The 24668-nt window shown below is 63.8% G+C and carries 26 protein-coding genes; 8 read left to right on the plus strand and 18 right to left on the minus strand.

All coding sequences use genetic code 11. The features are described 5' to 3' along the window. Nucleotides 1–134: 134 nt before the first annotated feature. The 12 genes from E8F20_RS16060 to E8F20_RS16115 form a co-directional block, all read right to left on the minus strand. Nucleotides 135–1094, minus strand: coding sequence for an AraC family transcriptional regulator (locus tag E8F20_RS16060; RefSeq protein WP_280284600.1), 960 nt, complete (start codon nucleotides 1092–1094; stop codon nucleotides 135–137). Nucleotides 1095–1236: 142 nt separating this feature from the next. After that, complete coding sequence (locus E8F20_RS16065) at nucleotides 1237–2586, minus strand: MFS transporter (RefSeq protein ID WP_280284601.1); 1350 nt, start codon at nucleotides 2584–2586, stop codon at nucleotides 1237–1239. 389 nt (nucleotides 2587–2975) lie between these two features. Continuing rightward, nucleotides 2976–3818, minus strand: a complete 843-nt coding sequence (locus E8F20_RS16070) for an IclR family transcriptional regulator C-terminal domain-containing protein (protein WP_280284602.1) — start codon at nucleotides 3816–3818, stop codon at nucleotides 2976–2978. A 338-nt stretch (nucleotides 3819–4156) separates the two neighbouring features. Continuing rightward, nucleotides 4157–4789: a malonic semialdehyde reductase gene (locus E8F20_RS16075; RefSeq protein ID WP_280284603.1), complete on the minus strand. Its 633-nt coding sequence runs from the start codon at nucleotides 4787–4789 to the stop codon at nucleotides 4157–4159. A gap of 144 nt (nucleotides 4790–4933) precedes the next feature. Next, nucleotides 4934–5863: an AEC family transporter gene (locus E8F20_RS16080; RefSeq protein ID WP_280284604.1), complete on the minus strand. Its 930-nt coding sequence runs from the start codon at nucleotides 5861–5863 to the stop codon at nucleotides 4934–4936. A gap of 17 nt (nucleotides 5864–5880) precedes the next feature. Beyond that, complete coding sequence (zapE, locus tag E8F20_RS16085) at nucleotides 5881–6972, minus strand: cell division protein ZapE (protein WP_280284605.1); 1092 nt, start codon at nucleotides 6970–6972, stop codon at nucleotides 5881–5883. Further along, complete coding sequence (pcaG, locus tag E8F20_RS16090) at nucleotides 6962–7567, minus strand: protocatechuate 3,4-dioxygenase subunit alpha (RefSeq protein WP_280284606.1); 606 nt, start codon at nucleotides 7565–7567, stop codon at nucleotides 6962–6964. Before pcaG ends, zapE begins: the two co-directional genes overlap by 11 nt. A gap of 12 nt (nucleotides 7568–7579) precedes the next feature. Further along, nucleotides 7580–8299: a protocatechuate 3,4-dioxygenase subunit beta gene (gene pcaH, locus E8F20_RS16095; protein WP_280284607.1), complete on the minus strand. Its 720-nt coding sequence runs from the start codon at nucleotides 8297–8299 to the stop codon at nucleotides 7580–7582. Between the two features lie 115 nt (nucleotides 8300–8414). Then, nucleotides 8415–9344 (minus strand): pca operon transcription factor PcaQ, encoded by a 930-nt coding sequence (gene pcaQ / locus E8F20_RS16100; protein WP_280284608.1) that lies wholly within the window; start codon nucleotides 9342–9344, stop codon nucleotides 8415–8417. Between the two features lie 94 nt (nucleotides 9345–9438). Beyond that, complete coding sequence (locus E8F20_RS16105; protein ID WP_028627946.1) at nucleotides 9439–9711, minus strand: Rho-binding antiterminator; 273 nt, start codon at nucleotides 9709–9711, stop codon at nucleotides 9439–9441. A gap of 11 nt (nucleotides 9712–9722) precedes the next feature. Continuing rightward, entirely contained in the window at nucleotides 9723–9977 is a 255-nt protein-coding gene (locus tag E8F20_RS16110; protein WP_280284609.1) for a DUF2024 family protein, read from the minus strand. Nucleotides 9978–9990: 13 nt separating this feature from the next. After that, the gene (locus E8F20_RS16115; protein ID WP_280284610.1) at nucleotides 9991–10221 is read right to left on the minus strand and encodes a glutaredoxin domain-containing protein; all 231 of its coding nucleotides are present in this window, start codon (nucleotides 10219–10221) and stop codon (nucleotides 9991–9993) included. Nucleotides 10222–10327: 106 nt separating this feature from the next. Here E8F20_RS16115 and E8F20_RS16120 point away from each other — a divergent pair, with 106 nt between their 5' ends. Further along, nucleotides 10328–10897, plus strand: coding sequence for a MarR family winged helix-turn-helix transcriptional regulator (locus E8F20_RS16120; RefSeq protein ID WP_280284611.1), 570 nt, complete (start codon nucleotides 10328–10330; stop codon nucleotides 10895–10897). 189 nt (nucleotides 10898–11086) lie between these two features. On the opposite strand, the gene E8F20_RS16125 is transcribed toward E8F20_RS16120, so the two are convergent. From E8F20_RS16125 to E8F20_RS16135, 3 genes are all read right to left on the minus strand, one after another. Further along, on the minus strand, nucleotides 11087–11347 hold the full coding sequence (locus tag E8F20_RS16125; protein WP_280284612.1) for a hypothetical protein: 261 nt from the start codon (nucleotides 11345–11347) through the stop codon (nucleotides 11087–11089). Between the two features lie 383 nt (nucleotides 11348–11730). Next, nucleotides 11731–13110: an aldehyde dehydrogenase family protein gene (locus E8F20_RS16130; protein ID WP_280284613.1), complete on the minus strand. Its 1380-nt coding sequence runs from the start codon at nucleotides 13108–13110 to the stop codon at nucleotides 11731–11733. Nucleotides 13111–13351: 241 nt separating this feature from the next. Further along, a complete protein-coding gene (locus tag E8F20_RS16135) occupies nucleotides 13352–13795 on the minus strand; it encodes a hypothetical protein (RefSeq protein WP_280284614.1) in 444 nt (147 codons plus the stop codon). A 370-nt stretch (nucleotides 13796–14165) separates the two neighbouring features. Here E8F20_RS16135 and E8F20_RS16140 point away from each other — a divergent pair, with 370 nt between their 5' ends. From E8F20_RS16140 to E8F20_RS16165, 6 genes are all read left to right on the plus strand, one after another. Continuing rightward, complete coding sequence (locus E8F20_RS16140; RefSeq protein ID WP_280284615.1) at nucleotides 14166–16016, plus strand: multicopper oxidase domain-containing protein; 1851 nt, start codon at nucleotides 14166–14168, stop codon at nucleotides 16014–16016. Further along, nucleotides 16013–16648, plus strand: a complete 636-nt coding sequence (locus tag E8F20_RS16145) for an SCO family protein (protein ID WP_280284616.1) — start codon at nucleotides 16013–16015, stop codon at nucleotides 16646–16648. The genes E8F20_RS16140 and E8F20_RS16145 overlap by 4 nt, the downstream gene beginning before the upstream one ends. 185 nt (nucleotides 16649–16833) lie before the next feature. Continuing rightward, nucleotides 16834–17145, plus strand: coding sequence for a DUF2282 domain-containing protein (locus E8F20_RS16150; protein ID WP_137823821.1), 312 nt, complete (start codon nucleotides 16834–16836; stop codon nucleotides 17143–17145). A 24-nt stretch (nucleotides 17146–17169) separates the two neighbouring features. Continuing rightward, nucleotides 17170–18039, plus strand: a complete 870-nt coding sequence (locus tag E8F20_RS16155) for a DUF692 domain-containing protein (RefSeq protein ID WP_280284617.1) — start codon at nucleotides 17170–17172, stop codon at nucleotides 18037–18039. Then, nucleotides 18036–18812: a DNA-binding domain-containing protein gene (locus tag E8F20_RS16160; protein ID WP_280284618.1), complete on the plus strand. Its 777-nt coding sequence runs from the start codon at nucleotides 18036–18038 to the stop codon at nucleotides 18810–18812. Before E8F20_RS16155 ends, E8F20_RS16160 begins: the two co-directional genes overlap by 4 nt. After that, on the plus strand, nucleotides 18809–19321 hold the full coding sequence (locus E8F20_RS16165; RefSeq protein WP_280284619.1) for a DoxX family protein: 513 nt from the start codon (nucleotides 18809–18811) through the stop codon (nucleotides 19319–19321). Before E8F20_RS16160 ends, E8F20_RS16165 begins: the two co-directional genes overlap by 4 nt. 185 nt (nucleotides 19322–19506) lie before the next feature. Here E8F20_RS16165 and E8F20_RS16170 read toward each other — a convergent pair whose 3' ends face one another. Beyond that, nucleotides 19507–20376 carry a helix-turn-helix domain-containing protein gene (locus E8F20_RS16170; RefSeq protein ID WP_280284620.1) on the minus strand — a complete coding sequence of 290 codons (870 nt, stop codon included), beginning with the start codon at nucleotides 20374–20376 and terminating at the stop codon, nucleotides 19507–19509. A gap of 161 nt (nucleotides 20377–20537) precedes the next feature. Between E8F20_RS16170 and pobA the strand changes: the two genes are divergently transcribed. Next, complete coding sequence (pobA, locus tag E8F20_RS16175) at nucleotides 20538–21722, plus strand: 4-hydroxybenzoate 3-monooxygenase (RefSeq protein WP_280284621.1); 1185 nt, start codon at nucleotides 20538–20540, stop codon at nucleotides 21720–21722. Between the two features lie 66 nt (nucleotides 21723–21788). On the opposite strand, the gene E8F20_RS16180 is transcribed toward pobA, so the two are convergent. Both E8F20_RS16180 and ercA read right to left on the minus strand, forming a co-directional pair. Further along, the gene (locus tag E8F20_RS16180) at nucleotides 21789–23483 is read right to left on the minus strand and encodes a NahK/ErcS family hybrid sensor histidine kinase/response regulator (protein ID WP_280284622.1); all 1695 of its coding nucleotides are present in this window, start codon (nucleotides 23481–23483) and stop codon (nucleotides 21789–21791) included. Further along, on the minus strand, nucleotides 23467–24630 hold the full coding sequence (gene ercA / locus E8F20_RS16185) for an alcohol dehydrogenase-like regulatory protein ErcA (protein WP_280284623.1): 1164 nt from the start codon (nucleotides 24628–24630) through the stop codon (nucleotides 23467–23469). The genes E8F20_RS16180 and ercA overlap by 17 nt, the downstream gene beginning before the upstream one ends. Between the last annotated feature and the right edge of the window lie 38 nt (nucleotides 24631–24668).

Here is a 24668-nt window from a genome sequence, read left to right on the forward strand (position 1 = left end):
AATCGGCAATATCCGCTTTTTGCAGATCGCTATCCGTTTTGTGCAAAGCGGTGGTGGATGTAGCGAGGCGATGGTACGGAGCGCGATGCTTTGTGGGGGCGAATGAATTCGCCCCCACAGAAAAGCAGGAGCGGTTACAGCCCGCGCCGCTTCAGTGTGTCCGAAGGCAGTTCGCCAAACTGGCTCTTGTAGCTCTCGGAGAAGCGTCCCAGGTGCAGGAAGCCGTAGTCCAGGGCCAGCTCGGTGACGTTGCGCACGTTGCAGCTCGGGTCGGCCAGGCAGGCGCGGATGCGTTCCAGCTTCTTCTGGCGGATGTAGTGCTTGGGCGTGGTGCCCAGGTGGCGCTCGAACAGCGCGTAAAGGGAGCGCAGGCTCATACTGGCCTGGCGGGCGAGGAATTCGCTGCTGATGTCCTGTTTCAGGTTGTGCTCGATGTAGGCCAGGATGCGATCGAAAGAAGCCTCCTGGCAGCCCAGGCTCTCGCGGCTGACGTTGGTCTTCATCAGGCTGAGCATCTTGCTCGCGACGATCTGCGCGTAATGCTCCTGCACCCGCGGCAGCACGTCGCTGGCCTCGGCTTCCTGGCAGACCATCGCCAGCAGGTTGACGAAGCCTTCCAGTTCATCGAGCCGGTAGTTGTTCTGCAAGAAGCGCACACCGGCGCTGGGCCGGTGCCAGCGCTGCTCGTCGCATATGGACTCGAGCAGCGTGGTCGGCATTTTCAGGATGAACTTTTCGCAATCGTCCGAGTAGGTCAGGTCCACCGGGTCGTCAGGATTGATCAGCAGCAGCTCGCCGGGAGCCAGGTAGTGCTCCTGCTTGTGGCCGCGCCAGAGGCAGTGGCCGCTGAGGAGAATCTGCAGGTGGTAGATGGTTTCCAGCGCGGGCGAGGTGACGCGGACGGCGCCGCCGTAACTGATGCGGCAGAGGTCGAGGTTGGCGAACTTGCGGTGGTTGAGACTGGCTTCGGGGTGGCCGGCAGCGGGCAACCGAATGCAGTGCGAACCGACGTGCTGGTTCACATATCCGGACACAGCGTAGGGGTCCGCACGCTCGAACACCCTACTGCGCTCACTCAGCAGGCGACTATCCATACCAGGCACTCTTGTCGTTGTTGTATGTCGCGGGCGTCATGCTGGTTGGCAAGCGCCCGCGATCCTCGTTACCGCGATTCTATGTGAGCCTTTTCCTACACGCCTCAAGTGGAGATAAACGGTTACGAATGCGTCGGCGAAATCAAGTCGCGTCGGCGTGGCTGACAAGCCCCTTGATCACCACGGCGGTCGTGGCAATGGCGGCAGGCACGACCAACGCCGTCAGCACTTGCTCGAAGTTCCAGCCCAGGCCCAGCAGGGTCGCGCCGATCCAGGCGCCGAGGATGGCGCCGAAGCGGCCGATGCCAAGCATCCAGGACACGCCGGTGGCACGGCCCTGGGTCGGATAGAAGCGCGCCGCCAGGGACGGCATGGCCGATTGCGCGCCGTTGACGCACATGCCCGCCAGCAGCACCAGGGTCGCCAGCAGGGTCACTTCACCGAGGCTCTGGCCGACGAAATAAGCGAAGACGCCGGCCATCAGGTAGAACACGCCAATGACCTTGTGCGGGTTGAAGCGGTCCATGGCCCAGCCCACGCCCACGGCGCTGAGCACTCCACCGAACTGGAACAACGCACCGATGAAAGCGGCCTGCTCCATGCTGGCGCCGCTGTCACGCATCAGGGTAGGCAGCCAGCTGGTGAGCAGGTAGACGATCACCAGCCCCATGAAATAGGTGAGCCAGAGCAGCAGGGTCCCGGCGCTGTAGGTGCCCGAGAAGATCACCTTGAAGACGTTGCGGCTCTGCACGGTCTTCTGTTCCGGCACGCTGAAGCCGGTGGCAGTTGCCACTTCACCGGGCGCTATGGGCGCAAGTGCCTTGCGGACCTTTTCATCGCCCTTGTTGCGGACCACGAGGAAGCGCGCCGATTCCGGCAGCCAAAGCAGCAGCACCACAGCCAGGATCAGCGGCAGGATGCCGCCGAGCAGCAGCAGGCTGTGCCAACCGTAAGCCGGGATCATCGAGGCGGACACGAAGCCGCCGGACGCCATGCCGAGGTTGAAGCCGCAGAACATACTGGTCACCAGCAGCGACTTGAGACGTTCCGGGGTGTACTCCGAGAGCAGCGTGGTGGCATTGGGCATGGCGGCGCCCAGTCCCAGGCCTGTGAGGAAACGCAGGATCAGCAGTTGTTCGAGGTTGGCGCTGAAGGCCGAGATCAGGCTGAACAGCCCGAACAGGAACACGGCGGTCACCAGTACCACCTTGCGACCGAAGCGGTCGGCCATGGGGCCGGAGCCGAGCGCCCCGAACACCATGCCGATCAGCGCGGCGCTCATCACCGGGCCGAGGCTGGCGCGGTCGATGCCCCAGTCCTGGGTCAGCGCCGGGGCGATGAAGCCCATGGCGGCGGTATCCAGGCCGTCGAGGAAGACGATGAGGAAACACAACAGCACAACGCGCCACTGGTAGGTGGATAGCGGCTGGGCGTTGATGAAGGATTGAACGTCGAGGGTGCCCGTGGCGGGCAGATGGGCTGGGCTGGTCATGCAAGGATTCCTGCGATGGCCCTCCTCCGCATGCGGGCCGTTCTATGCGGCCTCTGACGGGGAAGACTCGGACTGGACAGGAATGAGGGTGTGTCCGGCAAGTACAGGCCTTCACCGGAACGAACTCTCATTGTTGTTATTAGCCGCGCTGGCTGGTGGCGCGGCTGTGCAGACCTTACGAAGAGTCGCCTGGCGGTTCAATTCGATAATCGGCAAAGCGTTCGATAGTCGAACAGTGATTGACCGAGATGCCTGCCGGGCAATGCTGGTCCTTGTGGGGGCGATTTCAATCGCTAAGCAGACCGGAGGTCTGTCCCGTGGCTTCAGGGGCCGCTGCGCTGCCCTTAGCGAATGAATTCGCCCCCACAAAAAAGCGGTCCTGCGGAGGATCAGTGGAACAACCGCGTACTCAGGTCCTTGCTCGCCTCCAGCAGTGCAGGCAGGTATCGCGTTTCCAGCTCCTGGCGGCTGACGCGGCCGACATGGGTGCCGACGTTCAGCGCGGCCAGCACCTGGCCGGCGGAATCACGGACTGGCACCGCTACCGAGCGCAAGCCCATCTCCAGCTCCTGGTCGATGATCACCCAGCCCTGACGACGGATCTCCGCGATGCTGGCGCGCAGGCCGTCGACGGTGTGCACAGTGCGGCTGGTCTTCACCTGCAGGTCGGCATGTTCGAGGTAGTCGTCCAGGGCGGCGTCATCCAGGGCTGCCAGGAGAATCCGGCCCATGGAGGTGCAATAGGCCGGCAGGCGGCTGCCAACGCTGAGGTCCACAGAGATCAGCCGGTTGGGCGTCGCCGAACGAGCGATGTAGAGGATCTCGTCACCTTCCAGGGTGGCCATGGAACAGGCTTCGTGGAGCTGGTCGCTGAGGCGATCGAGGATCGGCTGGGCGGTAACCGCGAGCGGGGTCGAGGACAGGTAAGCGTGGCCCAGGGTCAGGACTTTCGGCAGCAGCGAGTAGGTGCGCCCGTCGGTGGTGACATAGCCCAGCTTCATCAAGGTATGCAGGCAGCGGCGCACGGCAGCACGGGGGATCTCGGTGCGGTGGCTGATCTGGGCGATGGTCAGGTGGCGCTTGCGCTCCTGGAACGCATGGATCACCGCCAGGCCGCGAGCCAGCGAGGTCATGAAGTTGGGATCACCGGTGAAGGCTTCGATCCGCTTGGCTGGCGAGGCGATGATCGGCGGGGCCAGGGGAGGCAGCGGGGCGCGCAGTTCTTCAGTCATTCTTGTTGTCCTTGATGGATCGCGGTCACGGCAAGTCCGGCCGATTATCGAACCAAAGTTCGATAATCGCAATTGACCCGAATGCCTTCGGCTCTTACTTTTGCCGCCGCCAACCGGCGCCCCGGTTTGATCAGGTACCTCGGCGCCCGGCAACGGCTTCGCTCAAGAGGCGCAGCCGCAATCCCCCCCCAGCGCGGCAAACGTCAACACCCCGGCGTGCCATGTGGGGGCGAATTCATTCGCCAAGGACAGCACAGCTATCCCTTCAATTCCGAAGGGCAGACCTGTGTTCTGCCCAGCGATTGAAATCGCCCCCACACTTCCTCGGGCTCCATTCCCTACAACAGCTTGCACGCCTCGTCGAAATCCAGGCGCGGCGCACGGGCGTGCAGTTTCGATGGATCGCCATACCCCAGGTTGCAGAGGAAACTCGATTTCACCTGGCTGTCCGGGAAGTGTTCCAGCTGGAAGGCGTTGGCGTGGCCATCCGCCGGAAAGAACTCATGGTCCACCATGGCATTGTCGAATCCCGACATGGGCCCGCAGTCCAGCCCGAGGGCCCGGGCCGCGATGATGAAATAGGCCCCTTGCAACGAGCTGTTGCGCCGCGCGGTGAGCCCCGCCAGCTCCGGTGTATCGGCGAACCAGGCACGTGCATCGGTGTGCGGGAAGAGCTTGGGCAGTTGCTCGTAGAACTTCAGGTCATAGGCAATGATGGCGGTAACCGGCGCCGCCATGGTCTTGTCCACATTGCCCGGCGCCAGGGCCGGCAGCAGACGGCGTTTGGCCTCGGGGGTACGCAGGAAGAGGATGCGCGCCGGGCAGCAGTTGGCGCTGGTGGGACCCCATTTCATCAAGTCGTAGAGCTGACGCAGGATGTCGTCGCTCACCGGTTTGTCCTGCCACGCACTGTAGGTCCGTGCCTGGCGAAACAGCAGGTCCAGGCCTTCCGCGCTCAGTTGCTTGCTCATCGCCGCCTCCTCTGTCCAGGGTGACCGCACGCTCGTGCGGGTGATCTGGAGAGGATAGTCAGCGCAGCGCTAAACCTGTGGGGGCGAATTCATTCGCGAAGGGCGGCGAAGCAGCCCCAGAGGATCTCAAGGGCAGACCTCACCTCAGGTCAGCACACCGATGAAGCCGCTGATGGTGACGAAAGCCAGCACGGTGCATACCACCAGCGCGGCGGCGCAGCGACCTTCGAGGCCAAAGCGCTGGCCGAGGATGGGGTAGATGCTCATCATCGGCGAACACGCGAAGAGCACGCCCGCGACCCGCAACACCGGGTCGACCGGGGGCAGCAACTGGAAGCTGAGCATGACCGCCAGCGGGTGAAGCAGCAGCTTGCCGATACTGAGCTGGGCTACGTCCTTCACCAGGCCGCCAGCTCTTAGGCCGTTCAGGCTGGCGCCGATCACGAAGAGCGCCACCGGCGCTGAAGCCATCGCCAGCATCTCGATCACCTTGGCCGGCACGCTCGGCAAACGCACGCCCAAAAGGGCCAGCGCCAGGCCGATGCTGATGGAGATAATCACCGGGTTACGCAGCAGGCGCATGAAGGTATCCAGCAGGGCTGCGCGCAGTCCGCCACCGTTCTGCCGTCCCAACTCGGCGATAGCCAGTGCCAGGGGAATCATCAGCAGGTTTTCCACCAGCATGCCCAGCGCCAGCGCGACTGCAGCCGGTGAGCCGAGCACCATGGCGACGATGGGGTAGCCGATGAATCCGCTGTTGGACACCGACATGCCCAGGCCACTCAGGGCACTGCCGCTCAGGCTGTCCTTGCGCACCAGTCGCGCAAACAGGAATCCGCACCAGAACACCGCCTGTGAACCGATGCCATAGGCCAGCAGGTAGGTGGCGTCGAACACGTCGTCCAAGGGCTTTTCCAGCAGTGCGCGGATCACCAGGGCCGGCAGTGCGAAGGTGATGACGAACTTGCCCATGCCCAGCACCTGCTCCGCGCTGACCAGCCGGCCACGAGCCGACAGATAGCCAATGCCGATGAGGATGAAAATGGGAGCGGTGATACCAAGGATCTGGAGCATTCAGGGCTCTTCAGTAGTCAGTGATCCTCGCGCGGCCGGACCGGTCTGAGCTGTTGCAACCGGCTGCGGGTGCGGGAGAAGTCCATATGGGGTTTACCCCGACAGAGGTCGTCCAGGCTGGCTTCGCTGACCAGCAGCAGGCACGTACCGGCGTCGTAGGCGATATCGATCAGATTGACGAAGCGCTGTTGCACGTCGATGGCTTCTTCACCCAGGCAAGGCACGGTGCTGATGGCGAGGTGGCGGAAGCGTCGGCTCAGCCAGAGAAAGTCGGCACTGGAATGAGGCCGTCGGCACAGTTCGTCGAAATCCAGCCAAGCGCACTCCCCCTCTACCGCCCGCAGGCGCAAGGGGTGGTGGTTGACGGAAATGACGGCATCACGTTCGGCGCCTGAGGTCAGCCCCAACTGGCGGTCAATCCAGCCTGTTTCAAAGGCAGACGAAGGCCAGCCATAGGAGCCCCAGGACTCGAACTCCCCGCGCCGCAGGCGGTAATCCTCCCCGCCATCGAGATTGAGCACGTCGAAGCGCTTTTCGATCAGCGCGATCGCCGGTTTGAATCGCTCGCGATACAGCGGGTTCGGACAAAGGCCATCCGGGTCGTAGTTGGACGTGCAGACCATACCAACGCCCTCCTCCACCAGCACCTTGAGCAGGCGCCCGAGCAGCACGGCATCGCCGATGTCATGGACGTGGAATTCATCGAAGCAGAGCAGTCGCGTTTCCGCTGCCAGCGCCCTGGCGGCGAGGACCAGTGGATCGGGCTGCCCGGCGAAGTTGCGCATGCGTTCCTGCAACTCCTGGAGGAAGGCATGGAAGTGCACGCGGCGCTTGGCGGACAGCGGCGCCGCGCTGAAGAAGGCATCCATCACGAAGCTCTTGCCGCGCCCTACTCCGCCCCAAAGGTAGAGCCCGGCGGGAAGGCGCCGCAGCCAGGATTTTTTGCCAGCCAGAAACGACTCCAGCCATTGGCCGAGGTGGCCAATGGCTGTGCGTTGCGCTGCGTCGGCCCGGTAACCCCGGGCCTCCAGCAGGGCTTCGAAGTGCCGTTCGATACGCCGGCCGACGGCTTCGGCCTGCCCATCGAATACGGGTTCCCTAGAAGTCAAAGAACACCGTTTCCCCTTCTCCCTGGATGCGGATGTCAAAGCGATAGGCCAACTTGCCATCCACCTCGCAGCGGTGCGCCACCAGGGTTTCGCGGCGTTGCGGCTGCTCGATCAGGTTGAGCACCGGATCGGCGGCGTTGGCGGCAGACTCGTCATCGAAGTAGAGGCGGGTCTGCAGGTGGATGTTGATGCCGCGGGCAAACAGCGACACGTTGATGTGCGGCGCCATGGGCACGCCGGCAGCGTTCTTCACCACGCCCGGCTTGACCGTGTGCAAGGTCCACTCGCCGCCGTCGAAGGTGGTGGCGGTGCGACCGAAGCAGTTGAACGGCTTTTCCAGGTCGAAGGCGCTGTCGTAGACGCCTTCATGGTTGGCCTGCCAGAACTCCAGGAAGGAGTCGCGCACCAGGTGGCCGTTGCCGTCGTAGACGTTGCCCAACAACAGGATGTGCTGGCCGGGGGCATCTGCCTTGGCCATCTGGCTCCAGATTTCCTGGTCGCGGGTCGGGTTGCCGGCCGCTTCCAGGGCCAGGCCGATGTGTACGTAGGGGCCGGCGGTCTGCGAGGGGGTTTCCGGCAGCAGTTCGATAGGCATGCGGGCGTCTCCTCAGCGGTTTTCGAAGTGGGTCTTGCGCTGGCCGCGCAGGACGATGTCGAAGCGATAGGCCAGGCAATCCATGGGGATGGCGTTGCTCATGTCGAGCCTGGCGATCAGGGTCTGCACCGCATCGGGGTTGGCGATGCTCTTGACGATGGGGCACATCGGGATCATCGGGTCACCTTCGAAATACAACTGGGTGATCAGGCGGGTGGAGATGGACGGGCCGCTGACGGAGAAGTGGATGTGCGCCGGGCGCCAGTCGTTGGGGCCGTTACGCCAAGGGTACGGACCCGGTTTGATGGTGCGGAAGTAGTAATAGCCGTCGCTGTCGGTCAGGGCACGGCCGACGCCGCCGAAGTTCGGGTCCAGGGGAGCCAGGTAGCGGTCGTTCTTGTGGCGGTAGCGGCCGCCGGCGTTGGCTTGCCACATTTCCACCAGGGTATGCGGTACCGGCTTGCCGTATTGGTCGACAATCCGGCCGGAAACGATGATGCGCTCGCCGATGGGCAGCCCGCCGTTGTTGAAGTTGAGCAGCAGGTCGTTGTCGTGCTGCCCCATCTTCAGGTGGGAGAAGTCCGGGCCGCTGGTCTCGGAAACGGACTGCGGGATGCTCACCAGCGCCTGGCGCGGAGAGCGGGCAACGGACGTCTTGTAATCGGGCGTGAAGGCTTTCGGGTGCCAGTTTCGGTCACGAATGACGAAACGGCTTTTTTCCGCATCGGACATCACGGGTTCCTCTTTTTGGATTTGTCGGGCGGCCCATGCAGGCCGTGGAACGCAGTTTCATCCAGCAGAGGCCCACGGAAAATTGAAATCCCGACCGCATTCCATAACCAAATGGTTATGTAAGCCGCCCCTCGCGATAGTCCAATGCCGCCTCCCGGAGCGTCTCCACGGCCCAGTGTGCCGCCAGTGAAAGCGGTAAAGAGGCATTGCTGCAGATCCCCACCGAGCCACCGGGCTCCTTGAACCCTAGGTCCAGTTCCACCAGTTCGCCGCTTGCCAGGTCCAGGCGCACGGCGTCCAGCGGCGCGATCCACGCCGCGTCGCCGTTCAATACATAACGTCGGCTCAGGGCCAGGGACAGGGTTTCCAGACGCTGGCGTGGCGGACTGATGCCGCTCTGCACGAAGAAGCCATCGGCGTGCTTGCGGATGGTGGTGCCAGCGAGCGGCAGCACCAGGGGGAAGCCGTCCAGGGAGCGGCGGTCAGCACCTTCTTCCAGCAATGGGTGACCGGCCCTGACCACCAGGGTCATGGATTCGCTGTACAAGTGTTCGAAGGTCAGGCCGTGGATCTCGGGGCTGTCGGTCATGCGGCCGACCACCAGATCGAGCTCGCCCACACGTAACTGCGACAGCAGATAGGCGCCCGGCCCCGTGAGCACGCTGACCACCAGAGAGGGATGACTCTGGTGCAGACGCTTCACCACCTCGGGAACCAGCAGCCCTTCGACGGTGGACAGGACGCCGAGACGAACGGTACCGGCGGCGTATTCGCCTTCGCGCAGGCTGTTCACTCCGTCACGTAGCGCTTGCACGCAGGGCCCGGCGTAACGCATGAAAGCCAGCCCCGCCTCGGTTAGGCTGGCGCCGCTTTTGCTGCGATCGAACAGGCTGGCCTCAAGGACTTCTTCAAGCTCCTTGAGGGTCTTGGAGATAGCCGGCTGGCTCACCGCAAGCTGGTCCGCCGCACGGGCCAGGCTGCCCTGACGGGCCACTTCGAGGAAGCACAGCAGGTGGCGGAATTTGATGCGGGTATCGATGTTCAACGGTGGGGTCCCGGTCCTTTGACGTCTTGCCTGCGAAGGCTAGCGCAAGGGCGGGCTGCAGGGCCATGGCCGATGCGCATAGCGCACGGGGATCTCAGACCGCGCACACCTTCCCGGCCAGTTCCACGCGGCCGAAACGTGCGCCCGCCTCCAGCGGAGTGATGGCCAGCAGGCGATCCATGCGCACGGAACAGGGACCATCCTCCACTTCCAGCACGAAGAACTCCTCCTTCTCCGCGCTGGTGTGGGTCGTCAGCGCCCTGGCCTCGAATCCGCCGCCATCCACCAGCTCCACCCGCAGGAGGTAGCGATAGAGGCAGGCGATTTCCAGCAAGTCGTGCAGGTCGCAATCCAGGGGTTGATACATGGTTAACCTCCTCAGCAACCTTGCAGTGGAATGATCGAGTAGCCGTGCTGGCCGATGGCTTCGGCCACCTGCGGGCTGGCGATCTCGCTGTGGCAGAACAGGCATTCGCTGGCGGCGATATCGGCGTCATGCACGCCCTGGCTGGCCAGCCATTCACCGGCGTACTGGCTGGCCCGGAACTTGTCGCCGCCGCTGGTGAGCACGTCGAAGTGCAGGTAGCGGCCATCGCGGGTACGGACATGGGTATCAAAGACTTTCACCTGCATGTCGACGCGCCCCTCACTTCAGGTCCGCAATCGCGGCGCCGAAATTGATGTGCAGGACCTGGTCGTCCACCACCAGGGCGGGAACCGATTTCACGCCGGCAGCTTCCGCTTCGGCGACGCGGGCGGGGGCCTCGCCAAGGTGCACCACCTCCACCCTCACTTCAGGGGCGAGCAGATTGAGCAGGGTCTGTTCAGCAGAAACGCAAACCGGGCAGCCGGCGTGGTAGTAGCGAGCGGTAGTCATTTTCGGTCTCCTGGTTAATTTGGTATCGAATCGATACGTTACCCAGATTACCTGCGAACACCCCTTTGTCAATATAGTTTTTACTCGATACTATTTATCGAAGGAGGTGAACATGACCACCCTATTCGATCTGTTTGAACGACTGACCAGCCTGATGCGCATCTGGCACCGCGAGCACCCGCTGCTGGCGGACCTGCAGCCCGTTCAACTCAGTGCGCTGGAATACCTGGCGCGCTGCAACCACTACTCGGACACGCCGCTGGCCGTCACCGAATACCTGGGGCTGACCAAGGGCACGGTGTCGCAATCCTTGAAGGCGCTGGAAGCCAGGGGGCTGATCGAGAAACGCCAGGACTTGCAGGACAAGCGCAGCGTGCACCTGGACCTGACGCCTGCGGCGCGGGAGCTGCTGGCAACGGTGACGCCGCCTGCATTTCTGACCCAGGCCCTTGACGAGATGGGGCCGAACGCTGCGGCGCTGGAGGAGTTGCTGGGGGAACTGTTGCGAACCGTCCAGCGTCAGGTGGACGTACCGGGCTTCGGTCTGTGCAAGACTTGCCGCTTCCACCAGCAGCGGGACGGGGAGCCCTTCTGCGGGCTGACCCTGGAACCCCTGGCCCGCCCGTCCATCGAGCTGATTTGCCGCGAGCACCAGCCTTGTGATGATGCGGCCTGATCAGGCCTTCCGGCTGCCGAGATAGCCCGCGCCTTGAGGATCACCGCAGCCATATGACGCCGACCAGGCCGGGGTCATGGCGGCAATCGGTCATGGAGTGGCTCCTTGCAAATCGTCCGCGCTGGCATTGCGCCCCTCAGAGATCGGGGCGCAATGGCGTCAGACAAGGGGCCTCCCTGCCCCGCGCGTTCAGGCCACCTTCGGGAAGAGCTCGCGCCCCTGGTCCAGGTACTGATCCACCAGCCACTTGCCATGGGCGATGGACGCCTGCTGTGCCTTGTCCAGTTCCGCGAGGAAGGAATACCTCACCGGCAAGGCGATGCGCCGGGTGCTCTGCCCGTCAGGCGCGATGATGTGACAACCGGCAGCCCAGGGCGTGGGAATGCCCGGGTGCTCGAAAACGTCGGCGACGATGGTGTGGTTGCGATGAACGCATTGCAGGGAACTCATGGGGTCTACCTCCGTTGAAGGCCCGGGGCCACGGGGTCGGCAGGCCTCGCGGGCGTGGCGGGAAAGCTCAACTTGAGGTTGGCACGTGCCATGCCTTGCTCACTCCCGGATATAGCACAGCGACCTGACCGGGACGTTTCACCTGACCAAGGGTCACGCGACTGGCCTGCCGGTATTCGCGCGAATTGGCGATGTGGGGGGGGCGAATGAATTGGCTCTGCGTTAGCCGTTGCGAGAGATTCACCAGCGCGCCGAGAGCCTTGTAGGAGCAATGCATCTGCTGGCAACACGTAATACAGACATAGCCAATTCATTCGCCAAGGGCATCGCAAATGAAAAAGGGGCTGAACCAGTCAGCCCCTTTCTTCATCCGTCCCGGTCGATCAGCCGCGATCGCGCCAGATGGTCTGCACATTGAGGAACTCGCGCAGGCCGAAGTGGGACAGTTCGCGACCGTAGCCGCTCTTCTTCACGCCACCAATCGGCACGCGCGGGTCGGAGGCGGTGAAGCCGTTGATGAACACGGCGCCGCTTACGATGCGACGAGCCAGCTTCTGCGCCTTGGCAGCATCAGCCGTCCAGAGCGCGCCACCCAGGCCGAACTCGCTGTCGTTGGCCAGTTCAACCGCATGCTCGGCGTCACGGGCGACGATCAGCGACGCCACCGGGCCGAAGATTTCCTTTCGGAAGGCGGTCATGTCCGGTGTCACGTCCGCGAGGACGGTGGGCGCGTAGTAGTTGCCCGTACCTTCCAGCTTGTGGCCGCCCAGCAAGAGGGTCGCGCCTTCAGCCAGAGTGGCCTGAACCTGCCCGTCCAGCTCGTCGCGCAGGTCGAAGCGCGCCATGGGGCCGACAAAGGTGGAGTCAGCCTGCGGATCGCCGATCTGCAGTGCCTCGACAGCCGCCACGAAACGTTCGGTAAAGGCTTCGGCGATAGGTGCTTCGAGGATGATGCGCTTGGCCGCGATGCAGACCTGGCCGGCATTGTTGAAGCGGCTGGTGACAGCGGCTTTCACCGCCTGGTCCAGGTCGGCGTCAGCCAGGACGATGAAGGGGTCCGAACCGCCCAGCTCCAGTACGCACTTCTTCAGTGCCGCACCAGCCTGGGAGGCAATGGCGGCACCCGCGCCGACACTGCCGGTCACCGCGACCATGGCGATACGCGGATCGGCAATGGCGACCGATACCAGCGGCGGCTCGACGTTGATCACTTCGAACACGCCTTCCGGCAGACCGGCTTCGGCCCAGGCAGCCCCAAGCAGGCGGGCACAGCCCATGACGTTGGGCGCATGCTTGAGCACGTAGCCATTGCCACCGAAGATGATCGGCACCGCGCCGCGCATCACCTGCCACATCGGGAAGTTCCAGGGCATCACAGCCAATACCGGGCCCAGCGGCATGTAGGCAACCACGGCCTTGTCGTCCTCTACCAGGGTCGGCTCGTCGGCAACCATCGCCGGGCCGTACTCGGCGTACCACTCGCAGAGCTTGGCGCACTTCTCGATCTCGCCACGGGACTGGCTGATCGGCATGCCCATTTCAGTGGTGGTCATCCGTGCCATGGACTCGGCGTTGTCGCGCAGGGCCTTGGCCATACGCAGCAGGACTGCGCCGCGCGCTTCGACGCTGTATTGGCTCCAGACCGCAAAGCCACGCTCGGCGGACGCCAGGCTGGCCTCCAGGGCAGCGGCATCCTGGTAGGGATAGCGGGCAATTTCTTCGCCAGTGGCGGGGTTACGGGAGATGGCGGCAGGCGTAGTCATGCTGTCCTCGTTGTACGTGAGAGCCGATCAGGGCTCGCGATCAGTCTTGCGGCGAAAGTAAGGCAGCGACCGATTCACGTAAAACGAATAATCGAGAAGAAAGTGTTCACTAAAACAGAACGGCGCCGGAACGCCTCTAGCGTGCTGCACGAGGGCATTCACTGAGCAGGCCGAAGCTCCGCCTGCAAGCCTCCAAGCGGGAAGCTGCACCGCCCTTTGCCAATGAATTCACCCCCACGGTTCACGCCGGATGCAACCGCCCCCTTCCACCGTGTCCGCGCGTCAGCGGCCAACTGCGGTGCTGTTCGTTGGGCGTTTCGGTGGTGACCACATACACCCGCTGCTCGTGACCATGACGCAGCAGTACGCATTGCAGCGACTTGCCGTCCTCCACCTTGAACCAGCATGGCTCGCCTTCGCGGGTTATTTCCATGAAGCGCGTCACCCGCGCCAGCACCGTGGCCGGGCTGAATCGGTCCCAGCCATCGGGCAGCGAACCACCCCCCAGCAGCCAGCCCGTGACCGGCAGTTCACCGTGCTCCTGGCTGCGGCGTCCCCAGGGAATCCACACCACGCCACGCATTGGGTCGTGAATCGGCAACGCAGCATCAGCGTCGGGATAATTGATGAGTTGCCGGCTCCCTTCGGCGGTGTAAAGCCCACTGACCTCAACTGAATGACACATGACTGCCTCCCCTAGCCGAAGCAATTGTCATTGTTGCCAGAGTGATGATTCAGGGCTGAGTGTTGGCGTATCGGCAGTTCTTTTTTTCTGACCCTGCCGCCTCAGTTTTGTGGCCTTGGAACAGGAGTCAAGGCGCCGCGATGGCGCCTTTGACAGGAGGGCCAGAGACGCGACGAAGCGCACCGGGGGCCCGATCCATGGGGGGTGCCTGGCCAACCGTCAGCCTTTTGACTCCCCGCGATTTCAGAGTGATATCATCGGAGAGCTGACAACAAGCCCAGCACTCCATGACGGCATGACGGCATGGCGTGCTGGGCTGCGTCGCCCCGTGCCCTGAATAACAAGAATCACTTGGGGGAGGAGGCGTCCCATGAACAGGCCCTACCCCATCCATCCTGCGTCCGGTGATTCCCGCAGAACGTTCCTCAAGCTCGCCACGGCGGCAGCAACTGCCCCCTGGATAGGGCGCTCACTGGCCAGCCTGGGCAAGGACGACGATGACGAGGAAGCCCCTCCGGTCATCCCGCCCAGCCCTCCTACCATTCCCTGGACCCTCGAACTACCGGAACGGGTCACTCCGCTACAACCCGTACTCCTGGACCCCGCGCCCACTGAGCAGGCCAATGTCGCGGCCGGAGAGGCCGGCCGTGCGGCGCACCAGCGCTGGGGTGAACTGGGTTGGCGGGTGACCTACGAACTGGTGGCTCGGCAGAACCCGGAATGGCTGTTCAACGACGCCTATCCGCGCCAGCCGATATGGGGTTTCCAGGGTAACGAAGCGGAAGCTGTGACACCCGGGCCGGTAATTTTCGCGCGCTATGGCGAACCCATAGTCGTACGCATCCGCAATCGCCTGCCTGCCGACCACGTGGGATTCGGCACGCCGGAAATCGCCACCCACCTGCACAACGCCCATAGCGGATCGGAAAGCGACGGCTTCCCCGGCGACTTCTACAGCGCCACCAAGGCAGGGCCGACACTGTCTGCCCCCGGGGAATACCTCGACCACCTGTACGGCAATATCTACGCGGGCTTCGACGAGTTACAGAACGGCATCGGCGACCCGCGAGAGGCCCTGGGCACCCTCTTCTATCACGACCACACCATGGATTTCACCGCACCCAACGTCTACAAGGGCCTGCTTGGCTTCTACCTGCTGTTCGATGACGTCGACTCCGGCAACGAGCACGACCCCAACCCCGCTGCACTGCGCCTGCCCAGCCATCCCTACGACTATCCGCTGGGCTTCGGCGACAAGCGTTTCACCCCCGACGGCCTCCTGTTCTGGGACCAGGTCAACCCGGAGGGTGTGCTCGGCGACAAGATCGCCGTCAACGGCATTATCGAACCGGTGCTCCGGGTCGCCGCGCGCAAGTACCGCCTGCGTCTACTCAACACTGGACCGAGCCGCTTCTACGAGTTCTATCTGGTGGATCGCCGCAACCGCGACCAGCGTTTCATCTACATCGCCAATGACGGCAACCTGCTGCCGGCCCCCCTGCGGAATCAGACCCGGGTCCGGTTGGGCGTGGCCGAACGCGGCGACATAGTGGTCGACTTTTCTGCCTATCCGCTGGGTACCGAGCTCTATCTGGTCAACCGCCTCACACACCGACCCGAAGACACCCGGCAACCCAAGGACGTACGCAAACCCGGCGTACAGGTGCTCAAGTTCATCGTCGACCACATGCCTCCCGAGGCCGATGTCAGCCAGGTGCCCGACCGACTCCGCGAACTGCGTCCGCTAAGCGCGGAGGAAATCGCCGCGGCGCCGATACGGCGCTGGGTGTTCGACCGCGACAAAGGCCTGTGGGCCATCAACGAACGCTTCTTCGACCCCAACCGGGTCAACGCACGCCTTCGCCAGGGCAGCGCGGAAATCTGGGAACTGGTCAATCCCGAGGACGGCTGGGACCACCCCATCCACGTTCACTTCGAAGAAGGCCGGATCATCAGCAAGACCGTGCTTGGTCGCGCCGTGCCAGTGCCGCTCCATGAACAGGGGCGCAAGGATGTCTACGTGATAGGCGAGGACATGACCGTGCGGGTGTTCCTGCGCTTCCGCGACTTCCTCGGCAAGTACCCCCTTCATTGCCACAACCTGATCCACGAGGACCACGCCATGATGGCGCGCTTCGACATCGAGACCGACACCAGTGGGCCGTCGCCCGTGGACGGCAGGGTTCCCAGTGGATCATCGAACCCGGGAGGTCAGCCATGAACACTCGACGCATGGTAATCGGCGGGCTGGGCCTGGCCGCCCTCGGCGGCGCCCTGGGTTACAGCCTTGCCCCGATGTCGCAATCCTCGACGCGCAAGACCGACAGTCGCTTGCCCAATGTCCCTGTGCACACCCATGACGGCCGCCAGCTGCGTTTTTACGACGACCTGGTGCGCGGCAAGGTGGTGGCGATCAACATGATGTACGTCCAGTGCGAAGGCAGCTGCCCGGCCATGATCGCCAACCTGCGCCGGCTTCAACTGCTGCTCGGCGAGCGTCTTGGCCGTGAAGTATTCCTCTACTCCATCAGCCTGCAACCGGATCTGGACACCGTCGACGTGCTCAGGTCTTACGCCGAACGCCAGGGCGCACGTCCCGGTTGGCTGTTCCTCACCGGGACGGCGGCGAATATCCGCCGCCTTCGCTACAGCCTGGGCTTCTACGACCCCGTCCCCGAGGTAGACAACGATCTCGGCAGCCACACCGGCATGCTCCGCATCGGTAACGACCGCACCCACCGCTGGGCCATGGCGCCGGCCCTGTGCGACGCCGAACGCATCATCGCCACCATCAATCATGTGGACACGGCGATGGTGGCGACGGCCTATCAGGGCGCTGCCGCACCCGTCTAAAAGCGGCGGCGCGGCGCAGCCCGGAGAGCAATGCCGGAAAAAATCTCGTGCCGTGATGTAACGCGGTCCGACCTCCTTTGTCTCCTGTCTCGAAGGCGGTACTTGCAACGCCCGGGCAACCGGACGTGCCCCGCCAACCAGGGCATCCTGCCCCAGTCGTCCCATCAGAAACGGAGAGAACAAGCATGAAAACCTCGACTGCCAGTGTCGTATCCGCAACCGGTCTCGCCCTTGCCCTGAGCACCGCCATCGGCCTGTCCATGGCCCCTGTGGCTGCCCAGGCCGCCGACAACGAAAAGTGCTTCGGCATCGCCATGAAAGGCAAGAACGACTGCGCCGCCGGCGCCGGCACCTCCTGCGCAGGCACCGCGAAGATGGATTACCAGGGCAACGCCTGGAAGTACGTACCGACCGGCACCTGCGAGAAAACCGCGTCCCCCAGTTCGCCCACCGGCTTCGGTCAACTGCAGGAATTCAAGGAAGAGAAGAAGGGCTGACCACCACCGGCGGGAGCACTCACCATGACCCACTCCTCACCGCTCCACGCTCCTGCCGGAAGTTTGCCGGCGCGGGCCGGTATCGGGCTCAAGTCCCAGCACCATCGGGATGTGCTCGATAGCCGACCCGGCCTGGGCTTCTTCGAAATCCACGCCGAGAACTACATGGTCGCGGGTGGCCCCTTCCACCACTACCTCGGGCTCATCCGCCAGGACTATCCGCTTTCGATCCACGGCGTCGGCCTTTCCATCGGGGCCGACCAGCCGCTGGACACCGCCCATCTGAACCGTTTGGCCGTGCTGATCGAACGCTATGAACCGGCGTCCTTTTCCGAGCACCTGGCCTGGTCCACCCATGGCGACATCTTTCTCAACGACCTGCTGCCACTGGCTTACGATCAGGCCAGCCTGGAGCGCGTCTGCCGGCACATCGACCAGGTGCAGGACCATCTGCAGCGGCAGATGCTGCTGGAGAACCCGGCCACCTACCTGGAATTCGACAGCTCCAGCCTGGACGAGGCCGATTTCATCAATGATGTGGTGAAACGGACTGGCTGCGGCCTGCTGCTGGACCTGAACAATGCCTATGTGTCCTGCGTCAACCACAACCGCGATGTCAGCGCCTACCTGGCTGCCCTGCCCCTGCATGCGGTAGGTGAAATTCACCTGGCGGGTTTTGCCGAGGATCTCGACGCCGCCGGCGCGCGCCTGCTGATCGACCATCACGGTTCCGCGGTAGACGCCGCCGTCTGGGCCCTCTATGGCGAAACCCTGAAACGCCTGGGCCCAGTGCCCACCCTGATCGAACGGGACAACGACATCCCCCCGCTGGAGACCCTCGTGCGCGAAGCAAGTTATGCCGAACAGCTGCTGCGCCAGGAGAAAGCAGCATGAACGCCAATGCCTTCGCTTGCGCCCTGCTCGACCCGGAGCTGCCCTGCCCGACTGGGCTACATGCCCGGAACGGCTCCGACCCGGCACGGCGTTTCGCGGTGTACCGCAACAATGTGCTGGCGTCGCTGATCGGTGCCCTGGCCGACACGTTCCCGGTCGTCAGGCAACTGGTGGGCGAACCCTTCTTCGCCGGCATGGCCCGCCTGTACGTGCAAGCTGTACCACCCCGGTCTCCACTTCTGGCGTTCTACGGAGGCGAGTTCCCCGACTTCATTGCGACATTTCCGCCGGCCGACAGCCTGCCTTACCTGGCGGATACGGCGCGGCTGGAGCTGGCGCAGGTTCACGCCTATCACGCCGCTGACCTGCCACCCCTGGACGGGGCCGGCCTTGCCGCTGTCCTGTCAGCCGCGGAACGACTGCCCGGCATGCAGCTCTGGCTGCATCCCTCAGTGGCGGTGATTCGCTCCGACTACGCCATCGCTTCACTCTGGGCCGCCCACCAGGGGCTGCTCGAACTGGCCGAGGTGAGCCCCGATCGGCCCGAATGTGCACTGGTCTTGCGCAACGGACTGGAGGTTGAAGTCAGCCTGATCGGCCCCGGCGCCAGCGCATTCATCCAGGCCCTTGGTGCTGGCAGCCCACTCGGGCCAGCGGTGGGCGCAGCACTGGTCATCGATGCCGACTTCGATCTCGCTTCCACCCTGGCACGCCTTCTGTCAGGCGGCGCCATCACCCGGTTCACCCTCAACTGCGGGAGTCAGACGCAATGAACGCCACCCTCCAGATCCACTACAGCCACTTGCCGGTGAAACTGGTGCTCCAGGCCATCGAGCTGTGCAAGCGGGTTCCGTACAGCCTGGTGGCCTTCGTCGCCCGTTTCTCGATTGCCGCGATCTTCTGGAAGTCCGGGCAGACAAAGGTGGAAGGCTTGGCCATCGACCTGGTGGACGGCACCTTCCAACTGGGCATCCCCCACTTGTCCACCTCGGCCATTCCGCTGTTCACCGATGAGTACAAGCTGCCGTTGCTCTCGCCTGAACTGGCGGCCCATGCTGCGGCGTTTTCCGAGCACTTCTTTCCGCTGCTGATCCTGCTCGGCCTGGCGACGCGCTTCTCGGCATTGGCTCTGCTCGGCATGACCCTGGTGATCCAGACCTTCGTCTACCCGGACGCCTACCCGACCCACGGCGTCTGGGCCGCGAGCCTGCTGCTGCTGGTCAGCCAGGGACCTGGAGTACTGTCCATCGATCACCTGATCGCGCGGCGGTATCAAGGTTGACGTCGGACGCTCTTGAACCTGAAGGGGCGAAAACGTGTTGCGAGGAGCTGCATTGCCTGTAGGAGCTGGCTTGCCAGCGAATGGCCCCGTTTCGCGGGCAAGCCAGCTCCCACAAGGCTCTTGGCCCGATGATGAATCTCTCGCAACAGCCAACGCAGACATAGCGAATGAATTCGCCCCAATACTCAACGGGCTATACGGAACGCCTTCGGTGACTGTCCCGTGCCGCGCTTGAAGAAGCGGGAAAAGTACGCCGGCTCGGAAAAGCCCAGGCTGTCCGACACCTGATTGATGGTCATCGCCGTGTAGACCAGGCAACGCTTGGCCTCCAGCAGCAGGCGCTGGTTGATCATCTGCAGCGCCGATTGCCCGGCCAGGCGCCGGCACAGGGCATTGAGGTGGGCGGCACTGATGCCCAGGCGCTGAGCGTACTGCTCGATGGGCAGGTGTTCGCGAAAGTGCTGCTCCAACTCATGGGTGAATGCCTGCAGGTGCAGCCTGCCCCGATCCTGCTGCTGCGCGTCGGACTGTGACTGCGCCAGTGAGCGCCGGCCGATCCACACCAGCAGCACGCTGATCAACGACTGCAGCATCAGTTCGCGGCCCGGCGCCTGTTGCGCGTACTCGTGGCTGATGGCTTCGAACAACGTGTCCAGGTAAGGCTGGCTGTCACCGGCCGCGAAACAGGCAGGCGTCAGCAGCGCCTGGCTGTTCAGCAATCCGGCCACCTGCTCCACCAGCGGCAACGCCAAGGTCAGCACATGGCCGTCGACATCGTCGGAAAAGCGGAAGCCATGTACGCACAGGGTTGGCACCACCTGCAGCGACGCACAATCGACCCGGTTCACCTGCCCTTCCACTTCCAGTTCGGCGCGGCCGGATCGCACATAGAGCAACTGCACCAGGTCACCGTGCTGGTGCGGCTTGATCTCCCATTCATGCAGGCGGCTGCGCGACTCGATGGACTCCCAATGGATCAGGTCCGGCGTCGGCCAGGCGGTGGTTTCGCCATAGAGCTTGAACACCGGAACCGGAGCGTGGGCGTGTCTGGTCATTGAACCTCCAACCGCATGAATCCACGAAAAATCCATGAAAGGCGTTGGATATTGCCTTCAAAGCCGATGGCGATCCACAAAAAATACAGGCGCACCCAAACTACAGGTGAGCCGCGACTGCCTTGCGCCGGCCACCGGAACTCTTCAAGAGGACAATAACAATGAAGACTCAGGTCGCCATCATCGGCGCCGGCCCGTCCGGCCTGCTCCTCGGCCAGTTGCTGCACAAGGCCGGTATCGACAACGTCATCATCGAACGCCAGAACCCGGACTACGTCCTTGGCCGCATCCGCGCAGGGGTGCTCGAACAGGGCATGGTCGACCTGCTGCGCGAAGCCGGCGTCAGCGAGCGCATGGACCGTGAAGGCCTGGTGCACGACGGCTTCGAGCTGGCCTTCGACGGCCGCCGCGAGCACATCGACCTCAAGGGCCTGACCGGCGGCAAGACGGTGATGATCTACGGCCAGACCGAAGTCACCCGCGACCTGATGGAAGCCCGCGTCGCCTGTGGTGCGCGCAGCTTCTACAACGCCACCAACGTCCAGCCCCACGACCTGAAATCCGCCGCGCCCTACGTCACCTTCGAGCAGAACGGTGAAACCCTCCGCCTCGACTGCGACTACATCGCCGGCTGCGACGGCTTCCACGGCGTGTCGCGCAAATCCATCCCTGCCGGCGTGCTCAAGGAGTTCGAGCGGGTCTACCCCTTCGGCTGGCTGGGCGTACTGGCCGACACCCCTCCGGTCAACGACGAACTCATCTACGCCAACCACGAACGCGGCTTCGCCTTATGCAGCATGCGTTCACCCACCCGCACCCGTTACTACGTGCAGGTATCGGCCGACGAGAAGGTGGAGGACTGGTCGGATGAGCGCTTCTGGGAAGAGCTGAAAAACCGCCTGCCCGAGCAGACCGCGGCGAAACTCGTCACCGGCCCCTCCATCGAGAAGAGCATTGCCCCGCTGCGCAGCTTCGTGGTCGAACCCATGCAGTACGGCCGCCTTTTCCTGTTGGGCGACGCCGCCCATATCGTCCCCCCGACCGGCGCCAAGGGCCTGAATCTGGCCGCCAGCGACGTGAACACCCTGTTCCGCATCCTGGTGAAGGTCTACGGCGACGGCCGTACCGACCTGCTGGAGCAGTATTCGTCCATCTGCCTGCGACGCATCTGGAAGGCCGAGCGTTTCTCCTGGTGGATGACCTCACTGCTGCACCGCTTCCCCGACACCGACGCCTTCGGCCGACGTATGCAGCAGACCGAGCTGGACTACTACGTCGGCTCCGAGGCCGGCCGCCGGACCATCGCGGAGAACTATGTCGGGCTGCCCTATGAGGCGATCAACTAGCGGAAGGCGCTGGGAACTCGATCAGGATCTGCCGGTCCGGGCTCGCAATGCACCAAGGCTTAGCCGTCAGTCTGCCGCGCCGATCAACTGGCTGATCACCGCGCGCAGCTTGCCCGGCTTGACCGGTTTGTTGAGCAGGGGCACCCGCAGGTCCTGCAACGTGCGCCTGCACTGGTCGCTGCGGTCAGCGGTGATGATCACCGCCGGCAGGTCCCGGGCAAAGCGCTGGCGCAGGGCCAGGATCACATCGCAACCGACGACGCCGTGATCCAGGTGGTAATCCACCAGGATCAGGTCCGGCGCCTGGTCCTGCAGTACCTTCAGGGCGCCGGCCAGGTCGGTGGCCGTCAGCACTTCGCAACCCCACTGCCCCAGCAGCGCCGACATGCTTTCGAGGATGTCCGGCTCGTTGTCCACCACCAGCAGGCGCTGGCCGGGCAACGGGTCGCCAGCCAGGGGCCGCGTCTCTACGGTAGCGCGCACGGCAGCATGCGCCTGGGCCACGGGCACTTCGATGCTGAAAACCGAGCCGCGCCCCAACTGCGAGCGCACCGCCACCCGATACCCCAGCATGCTGGCGATGCGGTCGACTATGGCCAGGCCCAGGCCGACGCCCTTGCGTTCGGCTGCGCGACCCACGTCCAGCTGGTTGAACTCGAGGAAGATCGCTTCCAGCTGGTCCGCCGGAATGCCCCGGCCACTGTCCCATACCTCCAGCCGCAGCCGATCACCCCGGCGCCGCGCGCCCATCAGGATGCGCCCTCGTTCGGTATAGCGGCAGGCATTGCTGAGGAAGTTGCGCAGGATGCGCGTCAGCAGACGGAAGTCGGTATTGATGCACAGGCGCGGGATGCGCACCCGCAGCCCAAGGCCAGCCGCATCGGCGACGCTCTGGAACTCAGAGGCCAAGGGGGCCAGAACCTCGTCGAGGGTATAGACATCCAGATCCGGCTTGATCGCGCTCTGGTCCAGCTTGGAAATATCCAGCAGGTCGGTCAGCAGGTCTTCGGCCCCCTCAAGCGCCTGGTGAGTCCGCTCCACCAGTTGCCTCTCAGATACCGGGAGCTGGCGTTCGCGCAGGGTCGAAACCAGCAAACGTGCCGCATTCAGTGGTTGCAGCAGATCGTGGCTGGCCGCCGCCAGGTACTTGTCCTTGCTCAGGTTGGCGGCCTCTGCCGCGTCCCGTGCCTCGCGCAGTTGTTCGTTCAGGGCCTGGAGTTCGCGAGTGCGCTCCAGCACGCGCTGCTCCAGTTCGTCATTAAGGGTTTGCAGGCGCTGCTGGGCGAGAATGCGCTCGGTGATATCGGCGACGAAGCCTTCCACCAGATCGTCCTCATCCGGCTTTAGCAGCAGGTTCATCAGCACGTCCACATGGCTTCCATCCTTGCGCAGCAGGCGGGTTTCGTAGCCGAACAAGCCACCCTCACGCTGCAGCGACTGGCGGATAGCGGCCAGTTCCTCGGGACCGCCAGCGAACAGGCGGCTACCCAGGTCGGTCAGGCAGAACAGGCAGTCCTGGGGCGAGTCATAACCCAGCATCCAGGCCAGCGCCGGGTTGGCGGCACGCAGGCCCTGCTGAAGGCTGGCCTGGAAGATGCCGTGCACCGCGTGCTCGAACAGCCATTTGTAGCGATTGCGTTCGGTCTCCAGCTCTTCCAGGCGGGCCAGCAGCTCGGGGTAGTGGCTCTTGCGCGCGGAATGACTGCCGAGCCCCAGCAGCCCGGTCAGGGCATCCCGTTGATCGTCAGAGGGCCTCGGCATACACCACCTCGACATCCCGCTGGCTGGACTCGCGCGGGTTGGTGAGGATGCAGGGATCGTGCATGGCGTGGCGCGAGAGAAAAGGAATATCCGAGGTGCCGACGCCATGCAGGCGCAAGGTTTCGTGGAAACCCACCGAATGCTTCAGTGCCACCAAGTGCTCCACCAGACGCTGGCGCACCTGATTCTGGGTCATGCCACGGCAGTCGATGCCAAACGTCTCGGCAATGACCTTGAAGCGCTCCGGCGCGGCGCTGTAGTTGAAAGCCACCACATGCTCCACCAGCGCCGCGTTGCACAGACCGTGGGGCAGGTCGAGGAAGCCGCCCAGGCTATGGGACATGGCATGCACGGCGCCGAGGATGGCGTTGGAGAATGCCAGGCCCGCCTGCATGCTGCCGAGCATGATCTTCTCGCGCAGGGCGATGTCCTGGGGGTTGGCGATCATTGCTACCAGATTGCCATTGATCAGGCGCATGGCCTCCAGCGCATGCGGGTCAGTGAGCGGACCGTGGCCCGTGGAGACGAATGCCTCGATGGCGTGGACCAGGGCATCGATCCCGGTACAGGCGGACAGGAAGGGGTCCATGCTCAGGGTGGTTTCCGGGTCGATCAGCGATACATCCGGCACCACCGCCTTGCTGACGATGGAAAACTTCATCCGTTCCTGCTGGTTGGAAATGATCACGAACTGCGACACATCCGCCGAGGTGCCGGCGGTCGTCGGGATGAGGATCAGCGGCGGGCTGGGCACCGTCAGGGTGTCCACCCCTTCGAATTCGAGAATGCTGCGGCCATGGGCGGCAACGATGCCGATGCCCTTGGCGCAATCCATGGGGCTGCCGCCGCCCACGGCGACGATCACGTTGCACCCCAGGCTGCGGTAGACCTCGGCCCCCTGCATCACCTCTTCCACACGTGGGTTCGGCGATACCTGGGTATACAGGCAGTAGTCGATGCCCTGGGCCTGCAGGCTGGCTTCCACGTCGGCGACCCAACCGGCGGCCTGTACCCCGGGGTCGGACACCACCAGGACCCTGCGTGCGCCGAACGTGCTGGCGTAGTTGCCAACATTGTGCCGGCAGCCGGCGCCGAAAATGATTTCGGGAGAAACGAACTTGCGAAGCAGACTGATATCGTGACGCATCAAGCAGCTCTTTCTTGTAGTTATGAGGTGAGTAGGAA

This window comes from Pseudomonas sp. BN415 (assembly GCF_029871195.1).
Lineage (GTDB): Bacteria > Pseudomonadota > Gammaproteobacteria > Pseudomonadales > Pseudomonadaceae > Metapseudomonas > Metapseudomonas resinovorans.

Bases quoted from the DNA above. Each gene is read 5' to 3' on its own strand.
- E8F20_RS16070 (WP_280284602.1), bottom strand. From the start codon at position 3,818: ATGACTGAAGAACTGCGCGCCCCGCTGCCTCCCCTGGCCCCGCCGATC.
- E8F20_RS16180 (WP_280284622.1), bottom strand. From the start codon at position 23,483: ATGCCGAGGCCCTCTGACGATCAACGGGATGCCCTGACCGGGCTGCTG.
- E8F20_RS16115 (WP_280284610.1), bottom strand. From the start codon at position 10,221: ATGACTACCGCTCGCTACTACCACGCCGGCTGCCCGGTTTGCGTTTCT.
- E8F20_RS16075 (WP_280284603.1), bottom strand. From the start codon at position 4,789: ATGAGCAAGCAACTGAGCGCGGAAGGCCTGGACCTGCTGTTTCGCCAG.
- pcaG (WP_280284606.1), bottom strand. From the start codon at position 7,567: ATGCCTATCGAACTGCTGCCGGAAACCCCCTCGCAGACCGCCGGCCCC.
- E8F20_RS16165 (WP_280284619.1), top strand. From the start codon at position 18,809: ATGAACGCCACCCTCCAGATCCACTACAGCCACTTGCCGGTGAAACTG.
- E8F20_RS16135 (WP_280284614.1), bottom strand. From the start codon at position 13,795: ATGTGTCATTCAGTTGAGGTCAGTGGGCTTTACACCGCCGAAGGGAGC.
- pcaH (WP_280284607.1), bottom strand. From the start codon at position 8,299: ATGTCCGATGCGGAAAAAAGCCGTTTCGTCATTCGTGACCGAAACTGG.
- ercA (WP_280284623.1), bottom strand. From the start codon at position 24,630: ATGCGTCACGATATCAGTCTGCTTCGCAAGTTCGTTTCTCCCGAAATC.
- E8F20_RS16060 (WP_280284600.1), bottom strand. From the start codon at position 1,094: ATGGATAGTCGCCTGCTGAGTGAGCGCAGTAGGGTGTTCGAGCGTGCG.
- E8F20_RS16140 (WP_280284615.1), top strand. From the start codon at position 14,166: ATGAACAGGCCCTACCCCATCCATCCTGCGTCCGGTGATTCCCGCAGA.
- E8F20_RS16160 (WP_280284618.1), top strand. From the start codon at position 18,036: ATGAACGCCAATGCCTTCGCTTGCGCCCTGCTCGACCCGGAGCTGCCC.
- E8F20_RS16150 (WP_137823821.1), top strand. From the start codon at position 16,834: ATGAAAACCTCGACTGCCAGTGTCGTATCCGCAACCGGTCTCGCCCTT.
- E8F20_RS16110 (WP_280284609.1), bottom strand. From the start codon at position 9,977: ATGCAGGTGAAAGTCTTTGATACCCATGTCCGTACCCGCGATGGCCGC.
- E8F20_RS16145 (WP_280284616.1), top strand. From the start codon at position 16,013: ATGAACACTCGACGCATGGTAATCGGCGGGCTGGGCCTGGCCGCCCTC.
- E8F20_RS16105 (WP_028627946.1), bottom strand. From the start codon at position 9,711: ATGTATCAACCCCTGGATTGCGACCTGCACGACTTGCTGGAAATCGCC.
- E8F20_RS16130 (WP_280284613.1), bottom strand. From the start codon at position 13,110: ATGACTACGCCTGCCGCCATCTCCCGTAACCCCGCCACTGGCGAAGAA.
- E8F20_RS16170 (WP_280284620.1), bottom strand. From the start codon at position 20,376: ATGACCAGACACGCCCACGCTCCGGTTCCGGTGTTCAAGCTCTATGGC.
- E8F20_RS16080 (WP_280284604.1), bottom strand. From the start codon at position 5,863: ATGCTCCAGATCCTTGGTATCACCGCTCCCATTTTCATCCTCATCGGC.
- E8F20_RS16125 (WP_280284612.1), bottom strand. From the start codon at position 11,347: ATGAGTTCCCTGCAATGCGTTCATCGCAACCACACCATCGTCGCCGAC.
- E8F20_RS16155 (WP_280284617.1), top strand. From the start codon at position 17,170: ATGACCCACTCCTCACCGCTCCACGCTCCTGCCGGAAGTTTGCCGGCG.
- pobA (WP_280284621.1), top strand. From the start codon at position 20,538: ATGAAGACTCAGGTCGCCATCATCGGCGCCGGCCCGTCCGGCCTGCTC.
- E8F20_RS16065 (WP_280284601.1), bottom strand. From the start codon at position 2,586: ATGACCAGCCCAGCCCATCTGCCCGCCACGGGCACCCTCGACGTTCAA.